This window comes from Algicola sagamiensis DSM 14643, from assembly GCF_000374485.1.
Lineage (GTDB): Bacteria > Pseudomonadota > Gammaproteobacteria > Enterobacterales > Alteromonadaceae > Algicola > Algicola sagamiensis.
In genome coordinates, this window is record NZ_KB894492.1 from 65,630 (window position 1) to 87,542 (window position 21,913).

Genomic DNA, 21,913 nt, shown 5'->3' on the forward strand with positions numbered 1-21,913 from the left:
AGGCGGGAACGCTTGTACCATGAAATACAAAGATCTCCGGGACTTCATTAAACAGCTGGAAAAAAAGAAACAGCTGACACGGATCAAACAGCCCATCGATCCAGACCTCCAGATGACAGAAATCGCTGATCGGACTTTAAAAATGTCTGGCCCGGCGTTGTTATTTGAAAATCCGAAAGGTTATCGCATTCCTGTTCTTGCTAATTTATTCGGCACACCTGATCGTGTGGCGATGGGAATGGGGCAGCAGTCGGTCGAGGCACTTCGTGAAGTGGGTCAACTTCTGGCAATGCTGAAAGAACCTGAGCCACCAAAAGGATTTAAGGATGCATGGGATAAATTGCCGATATACAAGAAAGTCTTATCCATGTCTCCAAAGGTAGTGAAAGATGCACCTTGTCAGGAAGTCGTTTTCCAAGGCGATGAGATTGACTTAACGCAACTCCCGATTATGCGCTGCTGGCCTGGTGATATAGCGCCGCTGATCACCTGGGGGTTGACGGTAACAAAAGGGCCGCACAAAGAAAGGCAAAACCTTGGAATTTACCGTCAGCAACTGCTTGGAAAAAACAAACTGATCATGCGTTGGCTCTCACACCGTGGCGGTGCGATTGATTTTCAAGAGTTTCAGAAACAGCATCCTGGCGAAAGGTTTCCAGTTGCTGTCGCGCTGGGTGCAGATCCGGCCACAATTCTTGGTGCAGTGACGCCTGTCCCAGATACTTTGTCAGAATACGCATTTGCGGGGTTACTTCGAGATGATAAGACGCATGTCGTCAAATGCATCAGTAATGACTTGCAAGTGCCTGCTAGTGCAGAATTTGTGTTAGAAGGCTATTTAGAGCCTGGTGAAATGGCAGAAGAAGGCCCCTATGGCGATCATACGGGCTATTACAACGAAGTAGACTCTTTCCCTGTTTTTACTGTGACGCATCTCACCCACCGCAAGGACCCGATTTATCATAGTACTTATACAGGCAGGCCGCCGGATGAGCCTGCAATTCTAGGTGTCGCCTTAAACGAAGTCTTTGTACCTATTCTCCAAAAGCAGTTTCCCGAAATCGTCGATTTCTATTTGCCACCAGAAGGCTGTTCCTATCGAATGGCGGTTGTGACAATGAAGAAGCAGTATCCTGGGCATGCAAAGCGAGTCATGATGGGAGTCTGGTCATTCTTAAGGCAGTTCATGTATACCAAATTTGTCATTGTTTGTGATGATGACGTCAATGCCAGAGATTGGAACGATGTGATTTGGGCCATGACCACTCGGATGGATCCTGCGCGGGATACATTGATGGTTGAAAATACGCCGATTGATTATCTGGATTTTGCATCTCCTGTATCTGGGTTGGGATCAAAAATGGGCATGGATGCAACCAATAAATGGCCAGGAGAGACAGATCGTGAATGGGGTGAGCCCATCGTGATGGATGAAGAAGTGATCCAGGAAGTTGACGCGATATGGACATCACTGAACATTCATCCAGTGAAAAAATAAGCTGTATATCTTTAGTGAAAACATGTGGTGCCGATAAAGAAGAAGACCGATAGTCTCTCGCGATCCGAGCATATCGGTGCCAGAATTATTGAGTATACGCATCTGTTGCGTGTGATGTGAGAATAAAGGAATCACCATGGGATCCATTCAGTGTGTCGTAAAAAGCATTGAGCCATTAACTGATTATGTGTATCGCGTGCTATTGGAAGCACCACAGCCAGCTGAGTTCAAAGCAGGGCAGTATTTGCAGCTTGTCTTGTCTGATTCGGATAAGCGCCCTTTTTCGATAGCTAACGCGCCTGGCGCCGCTGAGTTAGAACTTCATATTGGCGCATCGGGTGAAGATTCATTTGCGATGGGTGCAATTGAGCATTTGAAATCGAATACCCAGGTCAGCATTGAGTACGGATTAGGTGAAGCTTATTTTCGTGAAGAAAGCATGAACCCAATTGTATTGATTGCTGGTGGAACAGGCTTTTCTTATATCAACTCTATTGCACAATATCTCGCAACACAACAAACAAAACGTCCTGTGTTTTTATATTGGGGTGTGAAGCATGAGAGCGCACTTTACGCGCTACAGAACATGCAACAGTGGGCTGATAGGCGTGCAAATTTCCAGTTTATTCCCGTTGTTGAAACGCCATTAGATGATTGGTCAGGTAAAACAGGCCGCGTCCATGAAGCGGTCATGGCAGATATTGTGAGTCTTGAGCCTTATGACATCTATATGGCTGGTCGTTTTGAAATGATTGGGCTTGCGAGGGATGAATTTATTCAGCATGGTGCGCTTTTAGAGAATATGTACGCGGATGCATTTGCTTATATTTAGTAAAGAATGGAAGAGCTGACGGGTGGGTTTCTTACAGCTCTTCTTTTATTTTTCTTGAAAAACGTGTGTATAAATATAACAGTGCGTCAATGCATATAAATGCGCTACAGATCAGGTTTGCTAAAAATATCCCATAAGAGTATATCGGGCCAAATTTGATTGAATTTACACCGAATAATGTTCTTTCCATTAGCATAATTAAATGTAAGAAAATGAATGCTAGGATTAGAATTGCGACGATTATAGCACTTGGTGCTGTATTGAGTTCGTACTTTCTATGGAGCCTGTATAAAACAAAGAGTCCGAATAGAGAGGAAATAATATATGAAAGGTGAAACAGGACAATGTCCGTTAAGACCGGGTTCCATAAAGACTCTTTAATATATTTAGCGAAAAATTTATCAAAAAGGATGAGATATAAATAGGTTCCGATCGCAAATAAAAAACTATTTACTTTCTTGTCATTCACTTGGCAGATAAATACAAATGAAATGAGGGTAAGAGTTACGGCATCACTGTAAGATATTACCTGTGATACAAAGCCATAAAAACCAGAATCCATTTTTTTTATTTTTTTACGGGAGGCATATCTCCGCCTCCTCCAGCATTTGGTGATAATGCATTTTCACTATTTTTTGTCATAGTTTTTTCTTCAGGAGCTTTATCTTCAATATTCCAATCTTCAAGTTGATTGTGGGATTGGTTTTCCTCTGGCGTGATTTTATGCATCGTAAGTCTCCATATCATATATGCTTCAAAGCGACATAGCATACCCTACAAAGATTAATGAATTCAAACGAAAAATACCGGATCTGATAGTCCACAAAAAAATAAGTTGAATTGATAATAAAGGTCGTAGATGAGTAAAAAGAATTACTTTTATTTCAAATGTCTGTCATTTTATTTCAATTAAATTGTATTCCTTTTCTTTCAAGTGTTACATACACGGCGGCCGACTCGAATAATCGGTCGGTCATTTGTACAAATTGATTCATAACATAGAGGCAATAAGATGTACAAACGTAAAATAATGAAGATTTTATTTGCTGTTTCTTGTGCCATGACGGCTCAGCAATCCAATGCAGAAGAAAACTGGGGTTATCAAGGGGAGAAAGCAGCGAAACATTGGGCCGATCTCGATCCTGCTTTTACAACCTGTAAAACGGGTGTCAATCAATCACCGATTGATATTCGGAACTCAAAAGCAATCAACGCAAATCTCATCCCAATCAATATTCAGTATCACCAAAACAGCAAATCAATTGAAAACAAAGGTACAACGGTTCAAGTGAACTTTGAACCAGGAAGCCAAATCACCGCAGAAGGCAAAACATTCCAATTACTTCAAGTCCACTTTCACCACCCTTCTGAAAACTACATAGATGGGCAGGAATACCCTCTGAGTGGTCATTTCGTTCATCAAAATGAGAATGGTGAGCTGGCTGTATTAAATGTGATGTTTGAGGAAGGACCTGAAAATCCAGCACTTGCAAAGATCTGGAAGAAAATACCGAAAAAGAATCATAAAGTTGATTTTACCAATGTATTTTCTGGAACCGAGTTATTACCAAAAACAAAAATGTATTATCGGTTTAATGGTTCTTTGACGACACCACCGTGCTCGGAAGGCGTCCGTTGGTATGTATTGAAAACACCTGTTGTTGCAAGTAAAGCTCAAATTGATCAATTTGAAAAAGCGATTGGTGTGAACCATCGTCCACTTCAGTTTGTGAATGCAAGAACCATCTTAAAATAACAGCTTAATTTCGAAGTGAACTGAGCGCGCAAAAGTTGTGCGCTCATTTTGCGGGGAAGCTAATTTAAGAGTCCCCGCCTTTTCCCTGCTCTTTTACGAACAGAAGCGGCTTGACTGTCCAACATGCCTGCTGCCTTTCCTGCATCAATCGCCAGTTGAACTGGAACACCTTCCTTTGCTAGATAAATGGCATACATCATGCCGGTCCGGCTACCGGTATTACAGTGCAACAATACAGTCCCCCGTTTTGGATCTTTCATTGCTTTCATAAAAGCTGTAACGGCTTCTTGGCTGGGCGCGCCTTTATCAATTGGAATATGAATGTAGTTAAAGCCAGCTCTTTTAGCGGCTTGTGCTTCTTGCCCTGCTCCTTCCCGAGCGAGGCGGAAATCAATAATTGTCTGAAAACCAATATCTTTGAGGCGGTTGAGCCGACTCAATGAAATGTTACCGCCTGTTGCTATTTTATCGGAAGCGCGGTTATAGCTTTTGACAATTCCACCAATCTTGTCTGCAAAAGGCGTCTCTGCAGCCTGTACAATTGTTGCTGTAAAGAATGATGCACATAAAATAGAAACGATACTAAATCTCATGTGAAACCTACTAACTTATTGAAACAACTTAAGTTACTCGTGTTTATCGCATGTTTCCATATTATGAGAACATGTGTGATTGTGGTACAATCCATGAGTTTCCTTCTTGTTCAAATCCTGATGTGGATCACGCACATCGAACTTCGAACTTCGAGAATCGTAAACACGCCTTCTTTAAAAAATATCGCTGTCGTGAGGTAAGTATGTCATCTACATGGAAATCCGCCATACCCGTGATTGCAATCGTTTCTGCGATCAACTTTATCAATATGGTTGCATTTGTTTTGGTCATGCCAATGGGGCCTGACTTTTCAAATGCGCTCGATATGCCGATCGAAATGATCGGGATCGTTGCCGGAATTTTTACTTTAACTTCAAGTATTACCTCATTAATGACAGCGCCAATCCTTGACCGATTTGTCAAACATGAACTCCTTTTTTACCTTGTCCTTGGCTTTTCGGTAGCGATGATGTTAACAGGTTTTGCATGGAATGTGAACTCATTGCTCTTTTTTCGAGCCTTGGCAGGTGTATTCGGTGGACCCATGTCTGCGATAGCAATTGCCTACTTAACAGATGCAACGCCGGAGTATTTCCGGGGGAGAGCCTTTGCAATTGTGATGGCTATGTTTTCTATTGCATCCATTGTCGGTGTACCCATTGGATTAGAATTGGCACTACGATATACATGGTCGACCCCATTCTTTGTGATTGGTGCTTGTGGGGTATTTGTAGCTGTACTTACGTTCATTGTTGGACGTTATTACGCGAGGCAACACATTAAAACTCAGATAAAAAATCCTCGATTTGGTTATCAAATGGCCTTTCAAAATTGTGTCTATCGATTAGCATTTATGGGGAATTTTCTGGTGTTCTTTGCTGCTTTCCTTTTGATCCCGCATATTTCTTCATACATGCAATTGATGTTGAATGTTCCAAGAGAAGAGATCAGTATGTTGTACTTTTGGGCAGGTCTTGTGACTTTATTCTCAATTAATTTAACTGGATGGCTCATCGATAAGCTCAGCGTGATACCGATTCTAACCTTTGCATCAATACTACTGTCTTTCACCGTATACTCTGGGTATGCACGCACAGACTTATGGTCTCCACTCATGCTGTTTATTGCGACAATGGTGCTGATGTCAATTCGATCGATTTCAGCGCAAACATTCTCTTCCGTGATCCCACAACCAGACCACCGTTCCGGTTTTATGGCAATTAATACAGCCATGCAGCATTTCTCAGTTGCAGTAGGTGCCGCCATGTCTTCTTGGATTTTATCTAAATCAACGGATGAAAAAATGGTTGGCATGCCTGAGCTTTCTTATTTATCGATGGTCTTGATGCTGTGTATTCCTCCTTTATTCACTCTGATCCAATGGCGACATCAACGGATGAAACTACAGATCAATCGCGAGAAGGCGGAAGGCATCAAACCATAGATCTTGCTCTATCTCTTATTCAGTGATTCAGGCACTTTTCTTCCCAGAGGTGTAAACAATTGAATGCATAGCAATACTGTGGATATAAGATGAAAATGTGAATGAAAATCCCTAGTGGGGCAATGATGAAATAGTGTTGCCCCATTGAGAACATGAGCTCAATGCTATACCAGCTAAATTCGATGACCGCGACCATTGCACAAATACAAAATGTGACAACAGCCAGCCAGTGAGGACCGATTGCTCGTTGATAAGCGTATCCATATAACGGGATGAGGGCGAATAGAATTAATCCTAATGACGTGTAAACGAGTGGACCGACTCCACTAATGATAAATGTGCCCCCAAGGACAGCTAAAAAGCCGATTAAGTAAACCCAAAATATTCGACGCCATTGATCAGATCTCACGTTGTGTAACCTCTTCACGGATTTTACCACGGGCAAAATTTGTCCCAATAAAGGGAGTAACCAACGCGAAGGAAAAGTTGCAAAAAACTTTGTAAAAACTATATTCTTTTTATTTTTTGCCAACTTAAGTTGTATTTTGCGAGGTAATTTTTGAGTCGGGCTGTATCATTCGAAGAGCTTTTCTTTAGACGGCTGAATTGAAATAAGTTCCGGCTAGCTGAAGCCGCTGTCGGATGAGCCTGGCAACGTTCGATGACAAAGCGCAGTTGCCCTTGGTCAAACAAGTCCATTTCCTCCAAAAGAGAATCCTCAATAAAATCGGAAAGATCCGTCTGTTTATGTTGCGTCTGATGTCCTTGGTGTCTCCAGCTTTCTTGTAAGCGTTTGATTTCCTGTTGAACAATATCAAGTCGGATCCGTTGGTGGCCCGCAAGTGTTGCCATTCTATAAATACTGGCATTTAAATCTCTGAAGTTATGTACCCAGGGTGTGTTGGGAGAGCGGGCAAACTCGTCGTATTTTTCCCATGCCTCTGCATTAAAACGCACCGGTGTGCCGTGATGTTCAGTATATTTTTTGCATTCGTAGCGGATATTCGGTTCAATATCTTCGATTCTTTCACTGAGGCTTGGCAGGTGATAAGTCCAAATATTGATCCTCGCAAGTAGATCATCTCGAAACTGACGCTGTTCAGCCGCCTGACTGAGATCTTTGTTTGTTCCGGCAATAAGCAAAAAGCGACTTTGGCGGATAGTATCACTTCCCACTGGGTAAAAACTTTTTTCTTCTATTGCATGTAAAAGCATGGCTTGTTCATCTAAACCAAGTTCTCCAATTTCATCGAGAAATAGGATGCCGCCATCAGCTGCTTTCAAAAAACCATCTCTTGATTGTTGTGCACCTGTGAAAGCACCTTTCGCATGACCGAATAAAGCTGACATCGCTTGATCGCCTCTTAATGTGGCACAGTTCACATTGATAAATTGGCCTTGAACATGACCGCGTTGTTTTTTTAGCGCATAAATCCGCTTTGCCAGTTGTGATTTCCCTGCGCCAGTGGGGCCGGTCAGGAGGATTGGTGCTGTACTTCGTATTGCGACAGTTTCTAGCTGGCGGATCATGGCATTGAACTGGGCGTTCTGCGTCTGTATACCGTCTTTGAGAAAGTCCTCTCCTTCTAATGCATCTGCTTTGAAGCGTGCAGCGATTTGATCATACTTTTCAAGATTTAAATCGATAAGCTGATAACTCCCTTTCGTCCGCTCATCATTCTTACCTGGTGAGACTTGGATCAAGCGCCCTGGGAAGTGGCGACTTTCAGTGAGTAAAAACCAGCAGATTTGAACAACATGGGTGCCCGTCGTGACATTGATAAAGTAATCATTCGTTTCTGAAAATTGTTGTGTCGATAAAAATTGATGGAGCTTGGCATACACTTCTTCAAAGTCCCAAGGGTCTGCAAATGGTATTTTTTGAAAAGTTACATGTGTATCGGGTGAAACGGTGCGGATATCTTCACAGACCTGCTTCACTAAAGCACGATCTTGCTCTTGGTATATCAATACCAGCTCATTAATGAGCAGGTCATCCTGCATACATAAAGAAATGTTCGGCCGCCATTTATGCCAGCGGTTTTCTGATTTTCCTGCATAATCTAATTGGGTACCGAGAAGCGAATAACAGACAGTTTTCATATAGAAGATATAATAATTTATAGAATTGATATAAATGATATGTAGCACTGCTCATTTGTGCAAAAGAATAAAGTGATTGAAAATCAATAATTAAATAATTTTTATCAATATTGTGGAAGGTTGGCACGTTATTTTCTATGTCGATGTTTATGAATAATGAAACAAACCATTGTATGAAAGGAGAAGTCTCATGCAGTACACAACAATAGAAACGAATGTCGGAAAGCCAATTAAAGCATGGGTCAACGATGTACCATTTGACCCAGCTGCACAACAACAACTCAAGAATATTTCATCGCTGCCATTTATCCACCAGCATGTTGCTGTGATGCCAGATGTGCACTTAGGGAAAGGCGCAACAATCGGAAGTGTTATCCCGACTCTTGGTGCGGTGATCCCTGCTGCGGTGGGCGTCGATCTTGGGTGTGGTATGCAGGCGGTCAAGACATCTCTAAAGGCGACTCAGCTTCCAGATCATCTATACGGATTACGTTGTGCATTTGAAAAAGCGGTACCCCATGGGCGAACAGGTGGGAAAAGAGGTGCGAGAGATAAAGGCGCTTGGCACGATATTCCTGAACAAGTCGGGAAACAATGGGGGTTGTTGGAGCCTCAGTTTAAAGCGATTTGTGAGAAACACCCATTGATTGAAAAGTCAAATCATGTGAAGCACCTAGGGACAATGGGGACAGGAAATCACTTTTTGGAATTATGTTTGGATGAAAACCAAGATGTATGGCTGATGTTGCACTCAGGGTCTCGTGGTGTCGGGAATCGGATTGGTAACTACTTTATTGAGTTAGCGAAGAAAGACATGGCTCGTTTGGATAGGCAGCTGCCTGATCAAGACTTAGCATACCTTTCTGAAGGAACGGATTACTTTGATGACTATGTTGAGGCGGTTGAATGGGCGCAAAATTATGCACGTATGAACCGAGAAATCATGATGCAAAATGCATTGTTCGCGATGCGGGATACGCTGGGCATTCCCTTTACGGTCGATGAGATGGCGGTCAATTGTCATCATAATTACATCAGCAGAGAGCATCACTTCGGGGAAGATGTGATCTTAACCCGCAAAGGAGCAGTGAGTGCGAAGAAAGGAGAACTTGGGATCATCCCGGGGTCGATGGGCGCAAGAAGTTATATTGTGCGAGGGAAAGGCAATGCAGATTCATTCTGTAGCTGTTCACATGGTGCTGGTCGTGTGATGTCACGGACGAAAGCAAAAAAGGCATTTACAGTTGAAGATCAGGTCGCTGCGACACAAGGTGTTGAATGCCGAAAGGACAAAGATGTCATTGATGAGATCCCGCAAGCCTATAAGGATATTGATAAGGTGATCGCGGCACAAAGCGATTTAATCGAAGTTGTCCACACATTAAAACAAATTGTTTGTGTAAAAGGGTAAGTTGATGGAACAGAAAGACTATATCGATATTGATGGTTCACATGGTGAAGGAGGTGGTCAAATATTACGGACTGCTTTGGCGCTTTCCATGATCAAGGGCCAGCCCATCCATCTCTACAATATCCGTGGGAAACGTCCAAAGCCTGGGCTTATGCGGCAACACTTGACGTCAGTGTTGGCAGCCGCAACGGTTTGTGACGCTGACGTTCGGGGAGCGGAACTTGGGAGTCAAGAGTTTTGGTTTGAGCCAAATGAGATACAGAATGGCGATTTTCACTTTTCCATCGGCAGTGCAGGAAGCACGTCGTTGGTTTGTCAGACAATCCTGCCGGCCTTGTTGAGTGCTGAGGGACCTTCTTCTGTGACTTTTGAAGGAGGGACCCATAATGGAATGTCACCTTCACTGGATTTTTTGGAGTCCGCTTTCTTTCCCATGTTAGCCAAAATGGGAGTGGAATATGGTATTGAGCGTGATCAAGTCGGGTTTTATCCTGTTGGCGGTGGAAAATGGACACTACGTATTTGGCCAATTCAAACGTTCAAGCCAATTCACTTAACCGAAAAACCAATCTGGCATACATGGGAAGGGCGCTCCCTGATTGAAAAGTCGTTACCTCGCAAAATCGCAACGCGGGAGTTGGAGCGTTTGCAGAGAGAGATGACACCATTGTCACTTGTGACAGAAATTGAGCATGTTCAAGCAAAAGGCCCTGGGAATACACTGCACTTACTCAGTAAAAGTGATACGCATCAGATCATGATCGAAAATACTGGGAAAGTGAAAAAGTCGGCAGAAAAGGTCGCAGATGAAGTGGCAAACCGATATCAGCACCTGCTGAAAAGTGGGGCAACCATTGATCCTTATCTTGCAGATCAATTGCTTATATATCTTGCACTTGCAGGCGATGGTACATATACGACAAATTCTGTAACCCTACACACCCAAACAAATATTGAAACAATCGCCTTGTTTATTGGCAGTCGATTTCGGATAGCCGACCTACAAGATAGCTGTTACAGGATCAGCTACATGCCATAGTTTATTAAGAAAAAGAATAAGACTGAAAAAGAGTGCGTTAGTCCGGATTTTCGGTCGTCCCACCAAGTTTTGCTTGCCATGTTTTGAGCAAGACGGTAAAAAAGAAAGGTTTACATAAATAGAACTGAAATGAGAATAATTATGGGTCGAACGCACAATCCAGGGGAGTTCATGGGGCATCCCAAGGGACTTTTCCTCTTATTTGGCACGGAGATGTGGGAGCGATTTAGCTACTACGGTATGCGCGCCATCCTCACGCTTTACCTCATCGCAGCAGTTGATAAAGGGGGCTTTGGTTGGACAAAGCCGGAAGCTCTTCAACTTTATGCATATTTCACAATGTCAGTCTACCTCACACCACTCATTGGTGGTTGGTTAGCTGATAACTTTTTAGGACAACGGAAAAGTATCATCATTGGTGGTATTTTGATGGCCGCAGGCCAGTTTACCTTAGGTTTACCAAAAGCATATATACCAGGTATGGAAGAACAAGTATTCTTCTTAGGATTGATTTTATTGATTGCTGGTAATGGTTTCTTTAAACCAAATATCTCAACGATGGTTGGTGATCTGTATGGTGAAGGCGATCATCGTCGTGATGGTGCATTTACGATCTTCTACATGGGGATTAATTTAGGTGCATTTATGTCACCGCTAATTGTTGGTTATGTTGCTGAAACGATTGATTGGCAATATGGCTTTATCATCGCAGGTGTGGGGATGTTATGTAGCTTGGCAATGCAAATCGCGCTTGCAGAAAAATACCTGGGTGATATTGGTAAAGAGCCAGCAGCAAAACGAAAAGTTGCTGGAGAAGAAACAGCTTCATCTCGTCCGCTGACCAAAGAAGAGAAAGATCGAACAAAAGTGATCCTGATCATGAGTATTTTCTCTATCATCTTCTGGGCTGGTTTTGAACAAGCTGGTGGTCTATTCAATATTTATGCGCAAGATTTTACAGACAGAATGTTGTTTGGTTTTGAAATTCCTGCTTCTTGGTTCCAGTCCGTGAACGCGTTATTTATTATTATCTTCGCACCTATGGTAGCGTCATTCTGGATCCGATTAGATACAAAAGAACCAACCTCCCCCATCAAATTTGCTTTGGCAATGATTTTCTTAGCGTTAGGTTTCTTAGTCATGGTTGGTGCAACAATGGCACAGGGTGGGGATACAACGGTGAAAGTCAGCATGATGTATCTTATCATGGCTTATTTATTCCATACCTTAGGTGAGCTTTGCTTGTCTCCAATTGGTCTTTCTATGGTTTCGAAGTTAGCACCACTACGTTTTGCTTCATTGCTCATGGGAGCTTGGTTCCTTTGTACAGCAGCTGCTAACTTCCTTGCAGGTTTCATCGGTAGCTTTATCGGTGAAGGCGAAGAGCAAGTTGAAAATGCACTTTCCATTTTCGCTGGTTTTGGTATCTCAGGTATCTTGATTGCCGTTGTTCTTTACTTCATTTCCGATAAGCTTGTTGACTGGATGCATGGTGCAGAAGGTGAGCATCATACGGAAGAAGAAATCATCGAAGAAGAACTTGAGACGTCTGCAAGTCGATAATATGGTTTGCTTGAAAAGGGGAAGGGTTTTCCCCTTTTCAATGCGGATAATGATTTGTTTTTAAAAATTTTAAAGCATCATTGGATTTCAGTGGCTTTGAATATAGATAGCCTTGATGTTCATAACAGTGGAGCTTGCTCAACAACTCTTTTTGCTCTTCGGTTTCAACCCCTTCTGCAAGGACATGCACGCCTAGATCCTGCCCTAGATGGACGATCATTGTTGCGATACTGAGTGCACCAGGATCAGAGGCTATTTTTTCAATAAACGCTTTATCAATTTTCATGCGATCCATTGGAATGCTCTGGATATAACTCAGAGACGAATAACCTGTCCCAAAGTCATCAATGGCAATCATAAAGCCCATGCTTTTCAACTTATTGAATATCTCTAAGGTATAATCAAAGTTTTCCATCAGCAATGATTCTGTGATTTCCAACTCAATCCATTTTGGATCGACGCCGGTTTCATCAATCAGGTGCTGTAGATCCTTTAAGAAGTCCCCATGTTGTATTTGTTGAACAGAAACATTAATGGCGAGCATCACCTTGTCTATACCATGTGATTGAAGCTCTTTCGCATATAGGAATGTTTCTTTAAAGATATGCTGGCCCAACTCGATGATAAGACCAGAATCCTCAGCAGCGCCAATGAACTCATCCGGGAAGTGCAGTACTGTCCCATCAGACGCGCACCAACGGACTAAGCATTCCATTCCAAAGAACTCGCCTGTTTTCGAATTAAACTGTGGCTGGTAGTGCATTTGTATTTCGTCTGGATCTTCTTTGAGTGTCACACTTAATTCATGGATCACTTGTAGGTGTTGGGCAATCTTACAACTCTGTTCTTCCTGACTAATGTAAAATTGACGTTTTCCTTTTTCTTTGGAAACCTTACAGGCCATTTGTGCTTCATTGATGGCTTGCTCTGCGTGAGGAATGGTTGAAAGGAAAACAGCACCAAATGAGAAGCCCACGGTGACATGGTGATCCATATCATTCAGCTCGATTAAACAGTCTTTGCAGGCTGCCAGTAAAAACGCCTCCAGTTCTTCAGCTTTGCTGTAAGGCATCACTATCGCAAAAGTATCCGCAGATAAACGAGCAATAATACCGTGTCCTTTGAAGTACTCTGAAATTTTCTCCTTCGCTAGCATCAGGATCTGGTTGCCGACTTCATACCCTAACCCGGAATTAATTTTATGAAAACTATCAATATCAGCCACAATCAATGCACGATGGCTTTGGCTACGCTCGCGTAGATATTCAATTAACTTTTGACGTGTTGCCAAATTCGTTAATGAGTCGGTGAATGCCATATGTTCCATTTCTTCAAACATCAATGTATTGGCAAAACTTGAAGAAACATTCGCACAGAAAATATCCAACAGAGCTTGTTCGATGTCAGACAAATGCCTGGAGATGTAGCAATGTATGAGCAATAATTCTTGCGGATTACATTCAACCGCTAAGACAAGATGATTATCATCATAGACATTTTTCTTTGTTTTCATGGCATGCATGATATTTTCATGTCGTTGTGAATCTGTATCTTTGTCGTATTGAACCTCTTCGTTGTTTCTACCACCATTATTCTTCGCTAATCGATAAATCCAGCTATGGGCATAATCCATTTGTGTTAATGCAGCCTCATTTTGTGAGCGCTCCTCATCGATGGTCATATCATTATTACTGAGACGGAATAAACTGATCATGGGGTGCTCTGCACCGAGTAAATCGCATAGTTCACGGATTAAAGCATGTACATATTGCGTGACATCGTGGTAACGAACCAGCTCAGATGAGGCTTTAATGATCTTGTTCAGCCCCTTACGAGACGTTTCAATGGTTGTGATATGTGAGTATGAACGTAATGCGGTCGTGATGGATGCCATCAGTTTTGCTTTCGTGAGTTCAGTCTTATCACGATAATCATCGATTTCGTAATTTTTAATGACCTGCTCTTCTGGGGCATGTCCCGGCTGGCCTGTTCTCAAAATAATTCGCGAGTCTGTAATTTTCAGATCTTCACGAATGGATTGAACCAGTCTGAGTCCGGCATCGTCCGTTTCCATGACGACATCTATCAGCATACATGCGAAGTTACGATCATTTTTTAGATGATCGAGCGCTTCTTGGGCACTATAACAGCTCACCATTTCAAGTGAGCGGCCAGCAAAAGAAAACCCTTGCATGACTAAATTGGTTGCCTGATGAATTTGTGGCTCATCATCAACCATCAAGATCCGCCAAGGCTCTTCTTTGGAAGATTCTTCCTCTGCTGGCTCATCTGACTCCTCAGCGAAGATCATGAGATCATCTTCAGGGGGATCTGTTGGAGGTTGACCCATCGTCATACATCACTCTCCTTATCTTTGACCTTATACGCACTCGATATTTCATAGTGAGCTATGTCTTCAGGTGCGCGTTTTGGTATTGAGAGTTCAAAGTGGACACCAATCTCAGATGGACACAGCTGAATTGTGCCGCCGAGAGATTCGCGTAATATATTTTGAATAATATGCATTCCTAGCCCAGAGCCTCCTTTACCTGATTTTGTGGTAAAGAATGGTTCAAAAACCTTATCTCTGAATTCCTGTGGGATCCCTGCCCCATTGTCCTGAAAATGAATTAAGACAGTGTTATCTTTATCTTCTACATCAATAGTAATGCAGCCTTGCTCCATGTTTGTAAATGCATGCTTTGCCGAATTGTCCATCAAATTCGTAAATACCTGATGAAGTGGCCCAGGGAAACTGTCGAAAGTCAGCCCTTGAGGGCAATGAATTTCTGTTCTCACGCCCTGTTGTTTCAAACAAGGTTTTTGAATCATCATTAATTCTTCAAAGAAACGATCTAGATTGAATGGACGCCGATTTCCTGAGACCTGGTCAGCTGCAGATTGGTTGAAGCTGTTGACCATATCAGAAGCACGATCAAGTGCTCCAGAAAGTAGTTCGTAGGATTGATTCATATCTTGAATAAATTGATTGAGGTCAGAGCGTCTGAGCTGATTATTGTCAATGGCATGACTCATTTGTCTCACTTTCTCTGCAATATGAGAGGCAATTGTGCGAGAGTTGCCAATGGGGGTTTTGAGTTCATGGGCTATTCCCGCAACGACGCTACCAAGTGATGCCAGCTTTTCTGCTGCTAGAAGCTCGTTTTGAGTCACCTGTAGCTGATGAAGTGCTGATTCTGCTGCACACTTTGATTCTTCTAATGCGTGTTGCTGTTTAACGCGTTGAGTCACATCATCAATGGCCCAGACAGCGGAGGTACCCGCTTCCAGGTAGCGCATTTCAATCACCAGCTTTTCGCCATTAGGGTGTTGTATTTCACGATGAACAGGATTGAAATGTAAGGGGGCTTTATGCCAAGTCATCAACTGTTGTTGAAGTAGAGCATAGGTTTCATCCCGATAATACAAGTCAGGAAATAACCGCTTCATCCATTCAGAAATATTATATTGCACTTCTTCAATGGGGATACCAAGGTGCTCTTTCAGATAGCGGTTATAAAATGAAATATTTCCATTTTGTTCAGTCACCATGATACCAAGCGGCATGTTTTCGAAAGCAAGATAAAAGTCCTGTGTGAGGTTGCTTTCCCCAAAATCAAACTCAATCCAATCTTGGGATACATTGTCCATCAGGTGGTAAGGTTGAGCGATGACCAAAAACTGTGACTCGTTCATGGCAATCGTGAATAGTAAGGCTGTGTTGAGTTCAGAGGCATCAAAAGGCATAACATGGAGTTGCTTTAAACGGGTCCAGTTTTCTACAAAACCATCGCCAAGATCAGTCAGCTGTTTTATCTCAGTTGCGGGCTTCTCAACATGGACTGCTTTCAAAAATAGATCGTTGCAATAAAGCACATCTTTATCATCAGCCACAACCATATAACCAAAACAATCATCCAGTAGGGTTGGGTCTGGTTGCTCAAGTTGATATGAGTGAAGGTACAGCACCGATCATTCAGCCTTTCTAATTGCCTCCTATAAAATATAGATGCTCTCGATAAAATTCTTAAATTTTCGACTCTGATGAAGCTCATTTCTAGTAAAAATTAGCAATAAAAATGAATTTATATGCGATACCCAGGTGTGTTTGTGGTATCCCCAGCCTCAAAATTTGGGTAAGAATGAGGTTTTTTTGTATTTAAAATGTTAATGGATATTTGTTTTCTCAGTTTTTCGTCTGATATTTGTTCAAATAGTGATGCAAAGGGACGAATAACATTGTGATCCAAGTTGCTCGCATTATAATCGAGCGTGAAAATAAGGCATGTCGATTATTTATGAATAACGGACATTTTCCACAAATGAGCATGTCTAGTACTTGTCAAAAATACTGAATAAGAAGTCTTATGAAAAAATTAAGTTGTATCTCATTGGCGCTCCTTTCGACGGGCGCGATGTCAGCGGGATTCCAAGCAAACGAGCATGGAGCAGCTGGTTTAGGGCGTGCTTTTGCAGGGGAAGCGGCTGTTGCAGATAATGCATCAGTACTTGCAAGAAACTCAGCAGCAATGTCTGTCTTTGACCGTACAGTTATATCTGGTGGTTTAAGCTATGTGAACCCAGAAGTAGAAGTTCGTGGAACTTCCACATTAACGAGAAAAGAAGTGTTAGGTTTACTTCAAGGAGCAAATTCGAAATACGGGATCCCTATCGCGATTGAGCAGCTGGAATATAATGCGAATGCAAATGATATCGCCCCTGATCAGATTGTTCCGAATTTTTATATCATCCACCCAGTGAGTGATAAAATTGCAGTTGGTTTCGCTGCAAATACTTACTATGGTTTGGCGACCAGCTATGACTCAAACTTTAACGCCAGTGATTTAGCTGATGAAGCGGACATTAAGTCAATCAACTTAAGCCCAAACATCAGCTATAAGGTGACACCAGAATTCAGTATTGGTGGCGGATTAAATATCGTTCAACTTGAAGGTGAGTTTCAGGTCACATCACCTTGGTATGCTGGTCAAAAAGGTCAGATTCTTAAAAACTATATTGGAAACTGTAAAGCGCGCAGTAAAAATGTTGATTTGATCGGGTGCCTGAAATTCAATCAAAAGGCAGGCGCTGCATTAGGAAATTCTTCGCTTACAAAGCTTCTTGATAAAAATGCAAATATGCTGAGCGTAAAAGGAGATGATATTTCCCTAGGCTGGAATATTGGCCTGATTTATCAAACAACGGAAGCGCTTCGCCTTGGTGCGAGCTATCGCAGTGATGTTGATTTCACCTTGAAAGGTGAAGCAAAATCTGAGCTGCCGAATCTACAAGGCACTGGCTCGCTCGATATTACATTACCAGCAATGGCTGAATTCTCAGCTTATCATGAGGTGACTCAAAGCTGGGCGTGGTCTGCAAGTGCAGTTTGGACAAATTGGTCAGAGTTCGACAAATTGACCATGGTCTACAATGACAAGTCCAAAGGAGCAAGAGGGAATGGTCGTCAGCTGCTTCAAGAGAACAAGTGGAAAGATGCATGGCGTTATTCGATTGGCCTGACACACCAACTAAATTCTGATATCACGCTAAGAACTGGTGTTGCACTCGATAAGTCTCCTGTAGACGATAAATATCGTAACCTTTCAATCCCTGACTCTGATCGGACTTGGTACTCTTTTGGTGGTACTTATCAAATTGATCCAGATATGAGTGTTGATGTTGGTTATACCTTTGTTGATGGTGATAAAGAGAAAATCAAACAAACCAAGAGCAGTGCGTTTAGTACTTTTGAAGGCACAGCAGAAGGTGATGCGCATATCTTCGCTGCATCATTCAACTATCGCTTCTAAATTGTGTAAGAGACTGTTATCAGTCAATACATATCTACAAAAGGAGGGACTATTCCCTCCTTTCTTTTTATATCGGTACGATAGACAACCAGCAGCATCATGCATAAGATAACGCCCAGTCTGATTTTATAAGGACGTTTGTATGCAGTTATCGATTAATTTTCGTGATGTTGTTTCAGCCAAACGACGGATTGAGCAGCATATCAAGAAAACCCCGATCATGACTTCGAGCCGACTGAATCATTGGTTAGGTCATGAAATATTGTTCAAGATGGAATGTTTGCAACATGTCGGTGCATTTAAAGCACGAGGTGCGATGAATGCAATACAGTCCTATCTTGAGTCCCAAGAACCACCAAAGAAAATCATCACGGTTAGCTCTGGCAATCATGCGCAGGCAATCGCTTGGGCTTGTGATCGCTTGCGTATTCCGGCTGATGTGTATATGGATAAAGCGGCCTCTTCCGTCAAGAAGAATGCGACGAGAAGTTATGGGGCGACGGTGATCGAATGCGAGACAAGGCTGGAAGCGCAAGAGCGCGTCGCAGAAGCTGCTGAAACATCAGATATTTTGATGATTCCGCCCTACAACCACAGAGATGTGATTGCGGGTCAAGGTACCTGCATGTTGGAAGTCTTTGATGAAATCAATCAACCGATTGATGCAGTATTTGCACCATGTGGAGGCGGTGGTTTAATTTCTGGCTGTTACGTGGCCACAAAGGCACTTTCACCAGAGACGAAGGTGATGGGCGCTGAACCGGTTCAAGCAAACGATGCAGCCCAATCGATTCGACTCGGCCGTATTGTCCACTTAAAAGACACGCCCAATACAATTGCGGATGGCGTGAAGACTTTATCTGTAGGTGATCTGACATTCCCTCAGATTCAACAGCTTGATGGTTTTTATGAAGTCCCGGAAGATGATATCTGCTACTGGACACAATGGCTTCAGCATTTATTAAAAGTACATGTAGAACCAACAAGTGCGATGTCAATGTCTGGCGTGCTGGTTTATCTCAAAGCTCAGTCAACACCACAGCGAGTTATGGTGGTTATCACTGGTGGGAACATTGCTTCGGAGACAATGCTGAAAATATGGCAGGACGATCACCTGGCTGAAGTCCCTAGACTGAGTGAATGATGATTTCTTATCAATACCAAACGCAGGCGCAGCCAAAAAACGAAATGATTCAGTTATCGAATATTGCAGATTTACAATTGCAAACATGTCCTGCGGATGAGGTACATGCAGGGATGCTGAATGACTTTTATGTCCGTAATAAAACCCATTTGTCACCTTGGGAACCACACAGAGAGGATACGTTTTTCCAAGAAGCCTCTGCTCTGGCCCGTTTGCAACACCAACAAAAAGAAATGCGCTTTGGCAGGCAGTATTCGTTTTATCTCATTGATATGAAAAAAGGCGCTATTCATGGGCAATGCACCCTTTCAAATATTGTTCGCGGCCACTTTCAAGCCTGTCACCTAGGTTATGCACTGGATCAGGCAATGGTTGGCCGTGGTTTGATGCACGATACTTGCCGTCATGTGATCGAATATGCGTTTGATGTACTCCATTTGCATCGCATCATGGCAAATTATCTTGCTGAGAACCATCGAAGCGCCAAATTACTTGAAAATTTAGGCTTTGTTCAAGAGGGGATTGCGAAGGACTATTTGTTGATTCAGGGCCAATGGCAAGACCATATTTTAACTTCATTGATCAATCAAAACTGGAAAAAAGAATGAGTAAAAAAAGAGATTTCACGCCTTCGGTGAATCAAATTCAGCGTTAAACTATGCTAACACAATAAAGGACTATCTATTTTTGTTCACAGGAGCAATCGGTTGCCGTCGGATCAAAAATAAATGCGTAAAAGGATATGCAACATGACGCTAAACGACATGATAGAGCAACTTCCTCAATTCCCACCTGATTACTCATTTGGGGAAGATATTGATCAAGCACATCAAAGTTTGTTCTCCATACCTTATCCAGAAGGAGTTGAGGAAAGCTTGAGAGCTTGGGCGAGTCGTTTTCAGCCCTGCGTGTTTGGAAAACTAGCCAGTAAACAACTCAAAAAACTCGACTATCACCTGACAATCGTTGATGTGAAGCAACTGGAGGGCGATGTATTCCAATTATTCGAGTATCTCCAAAAGGAGCGAAGGTGCTTTAAAGATAGAGCGCTCAAAGGTGAAGTCAGCGCACACTTAATCTACTTCATTCATGAGAAACTCGCCTTTGCCAAGCCCTCTTCAGCCCTTGTCAGTATTCAGCAACAATTTGCCGCATTAATTTACCCAGAAGCGCTGCCGATTCAATGCGATATGATTTACACTGAAGCAGTGCCATTGCTGCATCAATCCGGACAATTCCATGTTTATAAAGGTGGAATTAATGTGTTTTATACAGGTGCGCACCTGACACATAACCATGACCGACGCGTTCCCGGAGGCATTCTGTTTTCTGTGAATGCACCAGGTCATTATTTACAATGCGGCTTGATGAAAGGGCTTTTTAAGGAAATCTATGATGGTTTGATGATGATTAAAAAGCTCAGCATCCAATCGATAGGTGCAGGAGGCACAGCTCATCCAAAGAAGCACTCGACGACATGGCACTCAGAAACGCCAAAAGACCGGTTTGGGTGTCCATTCCATGGTAACGTTCAGCAAAGCGCCTATTATTCTGGGTATTATCATACGGATGTCCTGATCCCGTCACAGATCACCAAACACGCGAAAGTGCTTCTTACAAAAAACGTTCAAGATCCGATTCAATTTGACTGGAATGTGTTGTTTTATATCTCCTTAGAGGAATTTACTCCAGATCATGTCTACTACGGTGAGTTTATCGGAATGCCGATTGAAGAAGAAGCGTTGTATCACAACCCATTTTTTCCAAGACGACCAAATGAAGGGCCGTTGGAGACGATGAAAGAGGAAAAATCATGCCACTCTTAACTGGGGTGTTTTTTGCATTCTTAGCCGCCTTATGTTGGGCTTGTGCGCTCTTAATGAGCAAATCATCATTGGCGCAGATCCATTCCAATCAATTGTTTCTGATGCAATTAAGTGCAGCGTTGTCTGTTGCCTGGATAGCGTGTTGGGTAAAGAAAGAAAAGGTCCGCTGGACAAAAGAGACTCGGGTCCCCTTTTGTTTAGGTTTGTTTGAACCATTTCTTGCCTATGGCATTTCTCTTTACGGCCTAATGTTTATTTCTGCGGGGATTGCGTCTGTCTTGATTTCCACTGAGTCGATGATGATTTTGGCGCTTTCGGTCCTTCTTCTCAAACAGTCAATGAATAAACCGCTATGGATCAGTGGACTGATGCTGATCACGCTTGTCGGTGTGATTGCGATTTCTTGGCCTGATCTTCATCAAGGCAGACAGAGTCAGCTACTGGGTTATAGTTTGATTTTACTGGGGGTTTTCTTTGCCGCCTTGTATGTCGTTTTATCTTCTAAATATGTGTGTAAATACTCTCCTTCTATTTTACTCACAGGCCAGTTGACGGTTGCATGGGTGGCAACGGTGATTTGCTTTGTACCAATGGCAACATTTGTTTCCTTGTCTATACAAGAGTTGACCATTGTCTTGGTCTCTGGCGTGTTACAGTACTATCTTGCGTTCTATTTCTATCTCTTTGCGCTGAAACACATCAAGGTGTATTTAGCTGGCGCTATGCTGAATTTAATCCCAGTCTTTGCGATGTTGGGCGCGTTCACCTTACTGAATGAATCAATGGAGATGATACAAGTCATTGGATGTGGGATGATTTTAATTGCTGTAGCTTCTTTGCATTATTTAACTGAAAGAGAAGAAAGCCAAGAGGAATCCTTGGCTAAACATTAG

At 42.6% G+C, this 21,913-nt stretch carries 18 protein-coding genes; 12 read left to right on the top strand and 6 right to left on the bottom strand.

Annotated features, from left to right (window positions below):
- Positions 1–19: 19 nt before the first annotated feature.
- Entirely contained in the window at positions 20–1,498 is a 1,479-nt protein-coding gene (gene ubiD, locus C505_RS0103815; RefSeq protein ID WP_018691262.1) for a 4-hydroxy-3-polyprenylbenzoate decarboxylase, read from the top strand.
- A gap of 136 nt (positions 1,499–1,634) precedes the next feature.
- A complete protein-coding gene (fre, locus tag C505_RS0103820; protein ID WP_018691263.1) occupies positions 1,635–2,330 on the top strand; it encodes an NAD(P)H-flavin reductase in 696 nt (231 codons plus the stop codon).
- 567 nt (positions 2,331–2,897) lie between these two features.
- On the opposite strand, the gene C505_RS24205 is transcribed toward fre, so the two are convergent.
- Positions 2,898–3,059, bottom strand: coding sequence for a hypothetical protein (locus tag C505_RS24205; protein WP_018691265.1), 162 nt, complete (start codon positions 3,057–3,059; stop codon positions 2,898–2,900).
- Positions 3,060–3,360: 301 nt separating this feature from the next.
- On the opposite strand from C505_RS24205, the gene C505_RS0103835 reads away from it, so the two are divergent.
- Complete coding sequence (locus C505_RS0103835; protein ID WP_026317721.1) at positions 3,361–4,086, top strand: carbonic anhydrase; 726 nt, start codon at positions 3,361–3,363, stop codon at positions 4,084–4,086.
- A gap of 59 nt (positions 4,087–4,145) precedes the next feature.
- On the opposite strand, the gene C505_RS0103840 is transcribed toward C505_RS0103835, so the two are convergent.
- Positions 4,146–4,679: a fused DSP-PTPase phosphatase/NAD kinase-like protein gene (locus C505_RS0103840; protein ID WP_018691267.1), complete on the bottom strand. Its 534-nt coding sequence runs from the start codon at positions 4,677–4,679 to the stop codon at positions 4,146–4,148.
- Between the two features lie 203 nt (positions 4,680–4,882).
- Here C505_RS0103840 and C505_RS0103845 point away from each other — a divergent pair, with 203 nt between their 5' ends.
- A complete protein-coding gene (locus tag C505_RS0103845; protein WP_169336996.1) occupies positions 4,883–6,124 on the top strand; it encodes an MFS transporter in 1,242 nt (413 codons plus the stop codon).
- Positions 6,125–6,143: 19 nt separating this feature from the next.
- On the opposite strand, the gene C505_RS0103850 is transcribed toward C505_RS0103845, so the two are convergent.
- Both C505_RS0103850 and rtcR read right to left on the bottom strand, forming a co-directional pair.
- Positions 6,144–6,533 (bottom strand): hypothetical protein, encoded by a 390-nt coding sequence (locus tag C505_RS0103850; RefSeq protein ID WP_018691269.1) that lies wholly within the window; start codon positions 6,531–6,533, stop codon positions 6,144–6,146.
- A gap of 98 nt (positions 6,534–6,631) precedes the next feature.
- Positions 6,632–8,227, bottom strand: a complete 1,596-nt coding sequence (gene rtcR / locus C505_RS0103855; protein WP_018691270.1) for an RNA repair transcriptional activator RtcR — start codon at positions 8,225–8,227, stop codon at positions 6,632–6,634.
- Between the two features lie 190 nt (positions 8,228–8,417).
- On the opposite strand from rtcR, the gene C505_RS0103860 reads away from it, so the two are divergent.
- From C505_RS0103860 to C505_RS0103870, 3 genes are all read left to right on the top strand, one after another.
- The gene (locus C505_RS0103860; protein ID WP_018691271.1) at positions 8,418–9,638 is read left to right on the top strand and encodes an RtcB family protein; all 1,221 of its coding nucleotides are present in this window, start codon (positions 8,418–8,420) and stop codon (positions 9,636–9,638) included.
- Between the two features lie 4 nt (positions 9,639–9,642).
- Positions 9,643–10,677: an RNA 3'-terminal phosphate cyclase gene (gene rtcA, locus C505_RS0103865; protein ID WP_018691272.1), complete on the top strand. Its 1,035-nt coding sequence runs from the start codon at positions 9,643–9,645 to the stop codon at positions 10,675–10,677.
- A gap of 141 nt (positions 10,678–10,818) precedes the next feature.
- Complete coding sequence (locus C505_RS0103870) at positions 10,819–12,240, top strand: peptide MFS transporter (protein WP_018691273.1); 1,422 nt, start codon at positions 10,819–10,821, stop codon at positions 12,238–12,240.
- A 37-nt stretch (positions 12,241–12,277) separates the two neighbouring features.
- On the opposite strand, the gene C505_RS0103875 is transcribed toward C505_RS0103870, so the two are convergent.
- Together C505_RS0103875 and C505_RS23435 are read right to left on the bottom strand one after the other, a co-directional pair.
- Positions 12,278–14,596, bottom strand: coding sequence for a bifunctional diguanylate cyclase/phosphodiesterase (locus tag C505_RS0103875; protein WP_018691274.1), 2,319 nt, complete (start codon positions 14,594–14,596; stop codon positions 12,278–12,280).
- Positions 14,593–16,209 carry a sensor histidine kinase gene (locus C505_RS23435; protein WP_018691275.1) on the bottom strand — a complete coding sequence of 539 codons (1,617 nt, stop codon included), beginning with the start codon at positions 16,207–16,209 and terminating at the stop codon, positions 14,593–14,595. Before C505_RS23435 ends, C505_RS0103875 begins: the two co-directional genes overlap by 4 nt.
- A gap of 398 nt (positions 16,210–16,607) precedes the next feature.
- Here C505_RS23435 and C505_RS23440 point away from each other — a divergent pair, with 398 nt between their 5' ends.
- The 5 genes from C505_RS23440 (at position 16,608) to C505_RS21335 (ending at position 21,913) form a co-directional block, all read left to right on the top strand.
- Positions 16,608–18,050 carry an outer membrane protein transport protein gene (locus tag C505_RS23440; protein ID WP_018691276.1) on the top strand — a complete coding sequence of 481 codons (1,443 nt, stop codon included), beginning with the start codon at positions 16,608–16,610 and terminating at the stop codon, positions 18,048–18,050.
- A gap of 142 nt (positions 18,051–18,192) precedes the next feature.
- Positions 18,193–19,194: a serine/threonine dehydratase gene (locus C505_RS0103890; RefSeq protein WP_018691277.1), complete on the top strand. Its 1,002-nt coding sequence runs from the start codon at positions 18,193–18,195 to the stop codon at positions 19,192–19,194.
- Positions 19,194–19,802, top strand: a complete 609-nt coding sequence (locus C505_RS0103895; protein WP_211215048.1) for a GNAT family N-acetyltransferase — start codon at positions 19,194–19,196, stop codon at positions 19,800–19,802. The genes C505_RS0103890 and C505_RS0103895 overlap by 1 nt, the downstream gene beginning before the upstream one ends.
- 141 nt (positions 19,803–19,943) lie before the next feature.
- Positions 19,944–21,020 (top strand): hypothetical protein, encoded by a 1,077-nt coding sequence (locus C505_RS0103900; RefSeq protein WP_018691279.1) that lies wholly within the window; start codon positions 19,944–19,946, stop codon positions 21,018–21,020.
- Positions 21,008–21,913: a DMT family transporter gene (locus tag C505_RS21335; protein ID WP_018691280.1), complete on the top strand. Its 906-nt coding sequence runs from the start codon at positions 21,008–21,010 to the stop codon at positions 21,911–21,913. Before C505_RS0103900 ends, C505_RS21335 begins: the two co-directional genes overlap by 13 nt.

Coding starts and splice junctions, on each gene's coding strand:
- ubiD (WP_018691262.1), top strand. CDS start 20: ATGAAATACAAAGATCTCCGGGACTTCATTAAACAGCTGGAAAAAAAG.
- fre (WP_018691263.1), top strand. CDS start 1,635: ATGGGATCCATTCAGTGTGTCGTAAAAAGCATTGAGCCATTAACTGAT.
- C505_RS24205 (WP_018691265.1), bottom strand. CDS start 3,059: ATGCATAAAATCACGCCAGAGGAAAACCAATCCCACAATCAACTTGAA.
- C505_RS0103835 (WP_026317721.1), top strand. CDS start 3,361: ATGAAGATTTTATTTGCTGTTTCTTGTGCCATGACGGCTCAGCAATCC.
- C505_RS0103840 (WP_018691267.1), bottom strand. CDS start 4,679: ATGAGATTTAGTATCGTTTCTATTTTATGTGCATCATTCTTTACAGCA.
- C505_RS0103845 (WP_169336996.1), top strand. CDS start 4,883: ATGTCATCTACATGGAAATCCGCCATACCCGTGATTGCAATCGTTTCT.
- rtcR (WP_018691270.1), bottom strand. CDS start 8,227: ATGAAAACTGTCTGTTATTCGCTTCTCGGTACCCAATTAGATTATGCA.
- C505_RS0103860 (WP_018691271.1), top strand. CDS start 8,418: ATGCAGTACACAACAATAGAAACGAATGTCGGAAAGCCAATTAAAGCA.
- rtcA (WP_018691272.1), top strand. CDS start 9,643: ATGGAACAGAAAGACTATATCGATATTGATGGTTCACATGGTGAAGGA.
- C505_RS0103870 (WP_018691273.1), top strand. CDS start 10,819: ATGGGTCGAACGCACAATCCAGGGGAGTTCATGGGGCATCCCAAGGGA.
- C505_RS0103875 (WP_018691274.1), bottom strand. CDS start 14,596: ATGACGATGGGTCAACCTCCAACAGATCCCCCTGAAGATGATCTCATG.
- C505_RS23440 (WP_018691276.1), top strand. CDS start 16,608: ATGAAAAAATTAAGTTGTATCTCATTGGCGCTCCTTTCGACGGGCGCG.
- C505_RS0103890 (WP_018691277.1), top strand. CDS start 18,193: ATGCAGTTATCGATTAATTTTCGTGATGTTGTTTCAGCCAAACGACGG.
- C505_RS0103895 (WP_211215048.1), top strand. CDS start 19,194: ATGATTTCTTATCAATACCAAACGCAGGCGCAGCCAAAAAACGAAATG.
- C505_RS0103900 (WP_018691279.1), top strand. CDS start 19,944: ATGACGCTAAACGACATGATAGAGCAACTTCCTCAATTCCCACCTGAT.
- C505_RS21335 (WP_018691280.1), top strand. CDS start 21,008: ATGCCACTCTTAACTGGGGTGTTTTTTGCATTCTTAGCCGCCTTATGT.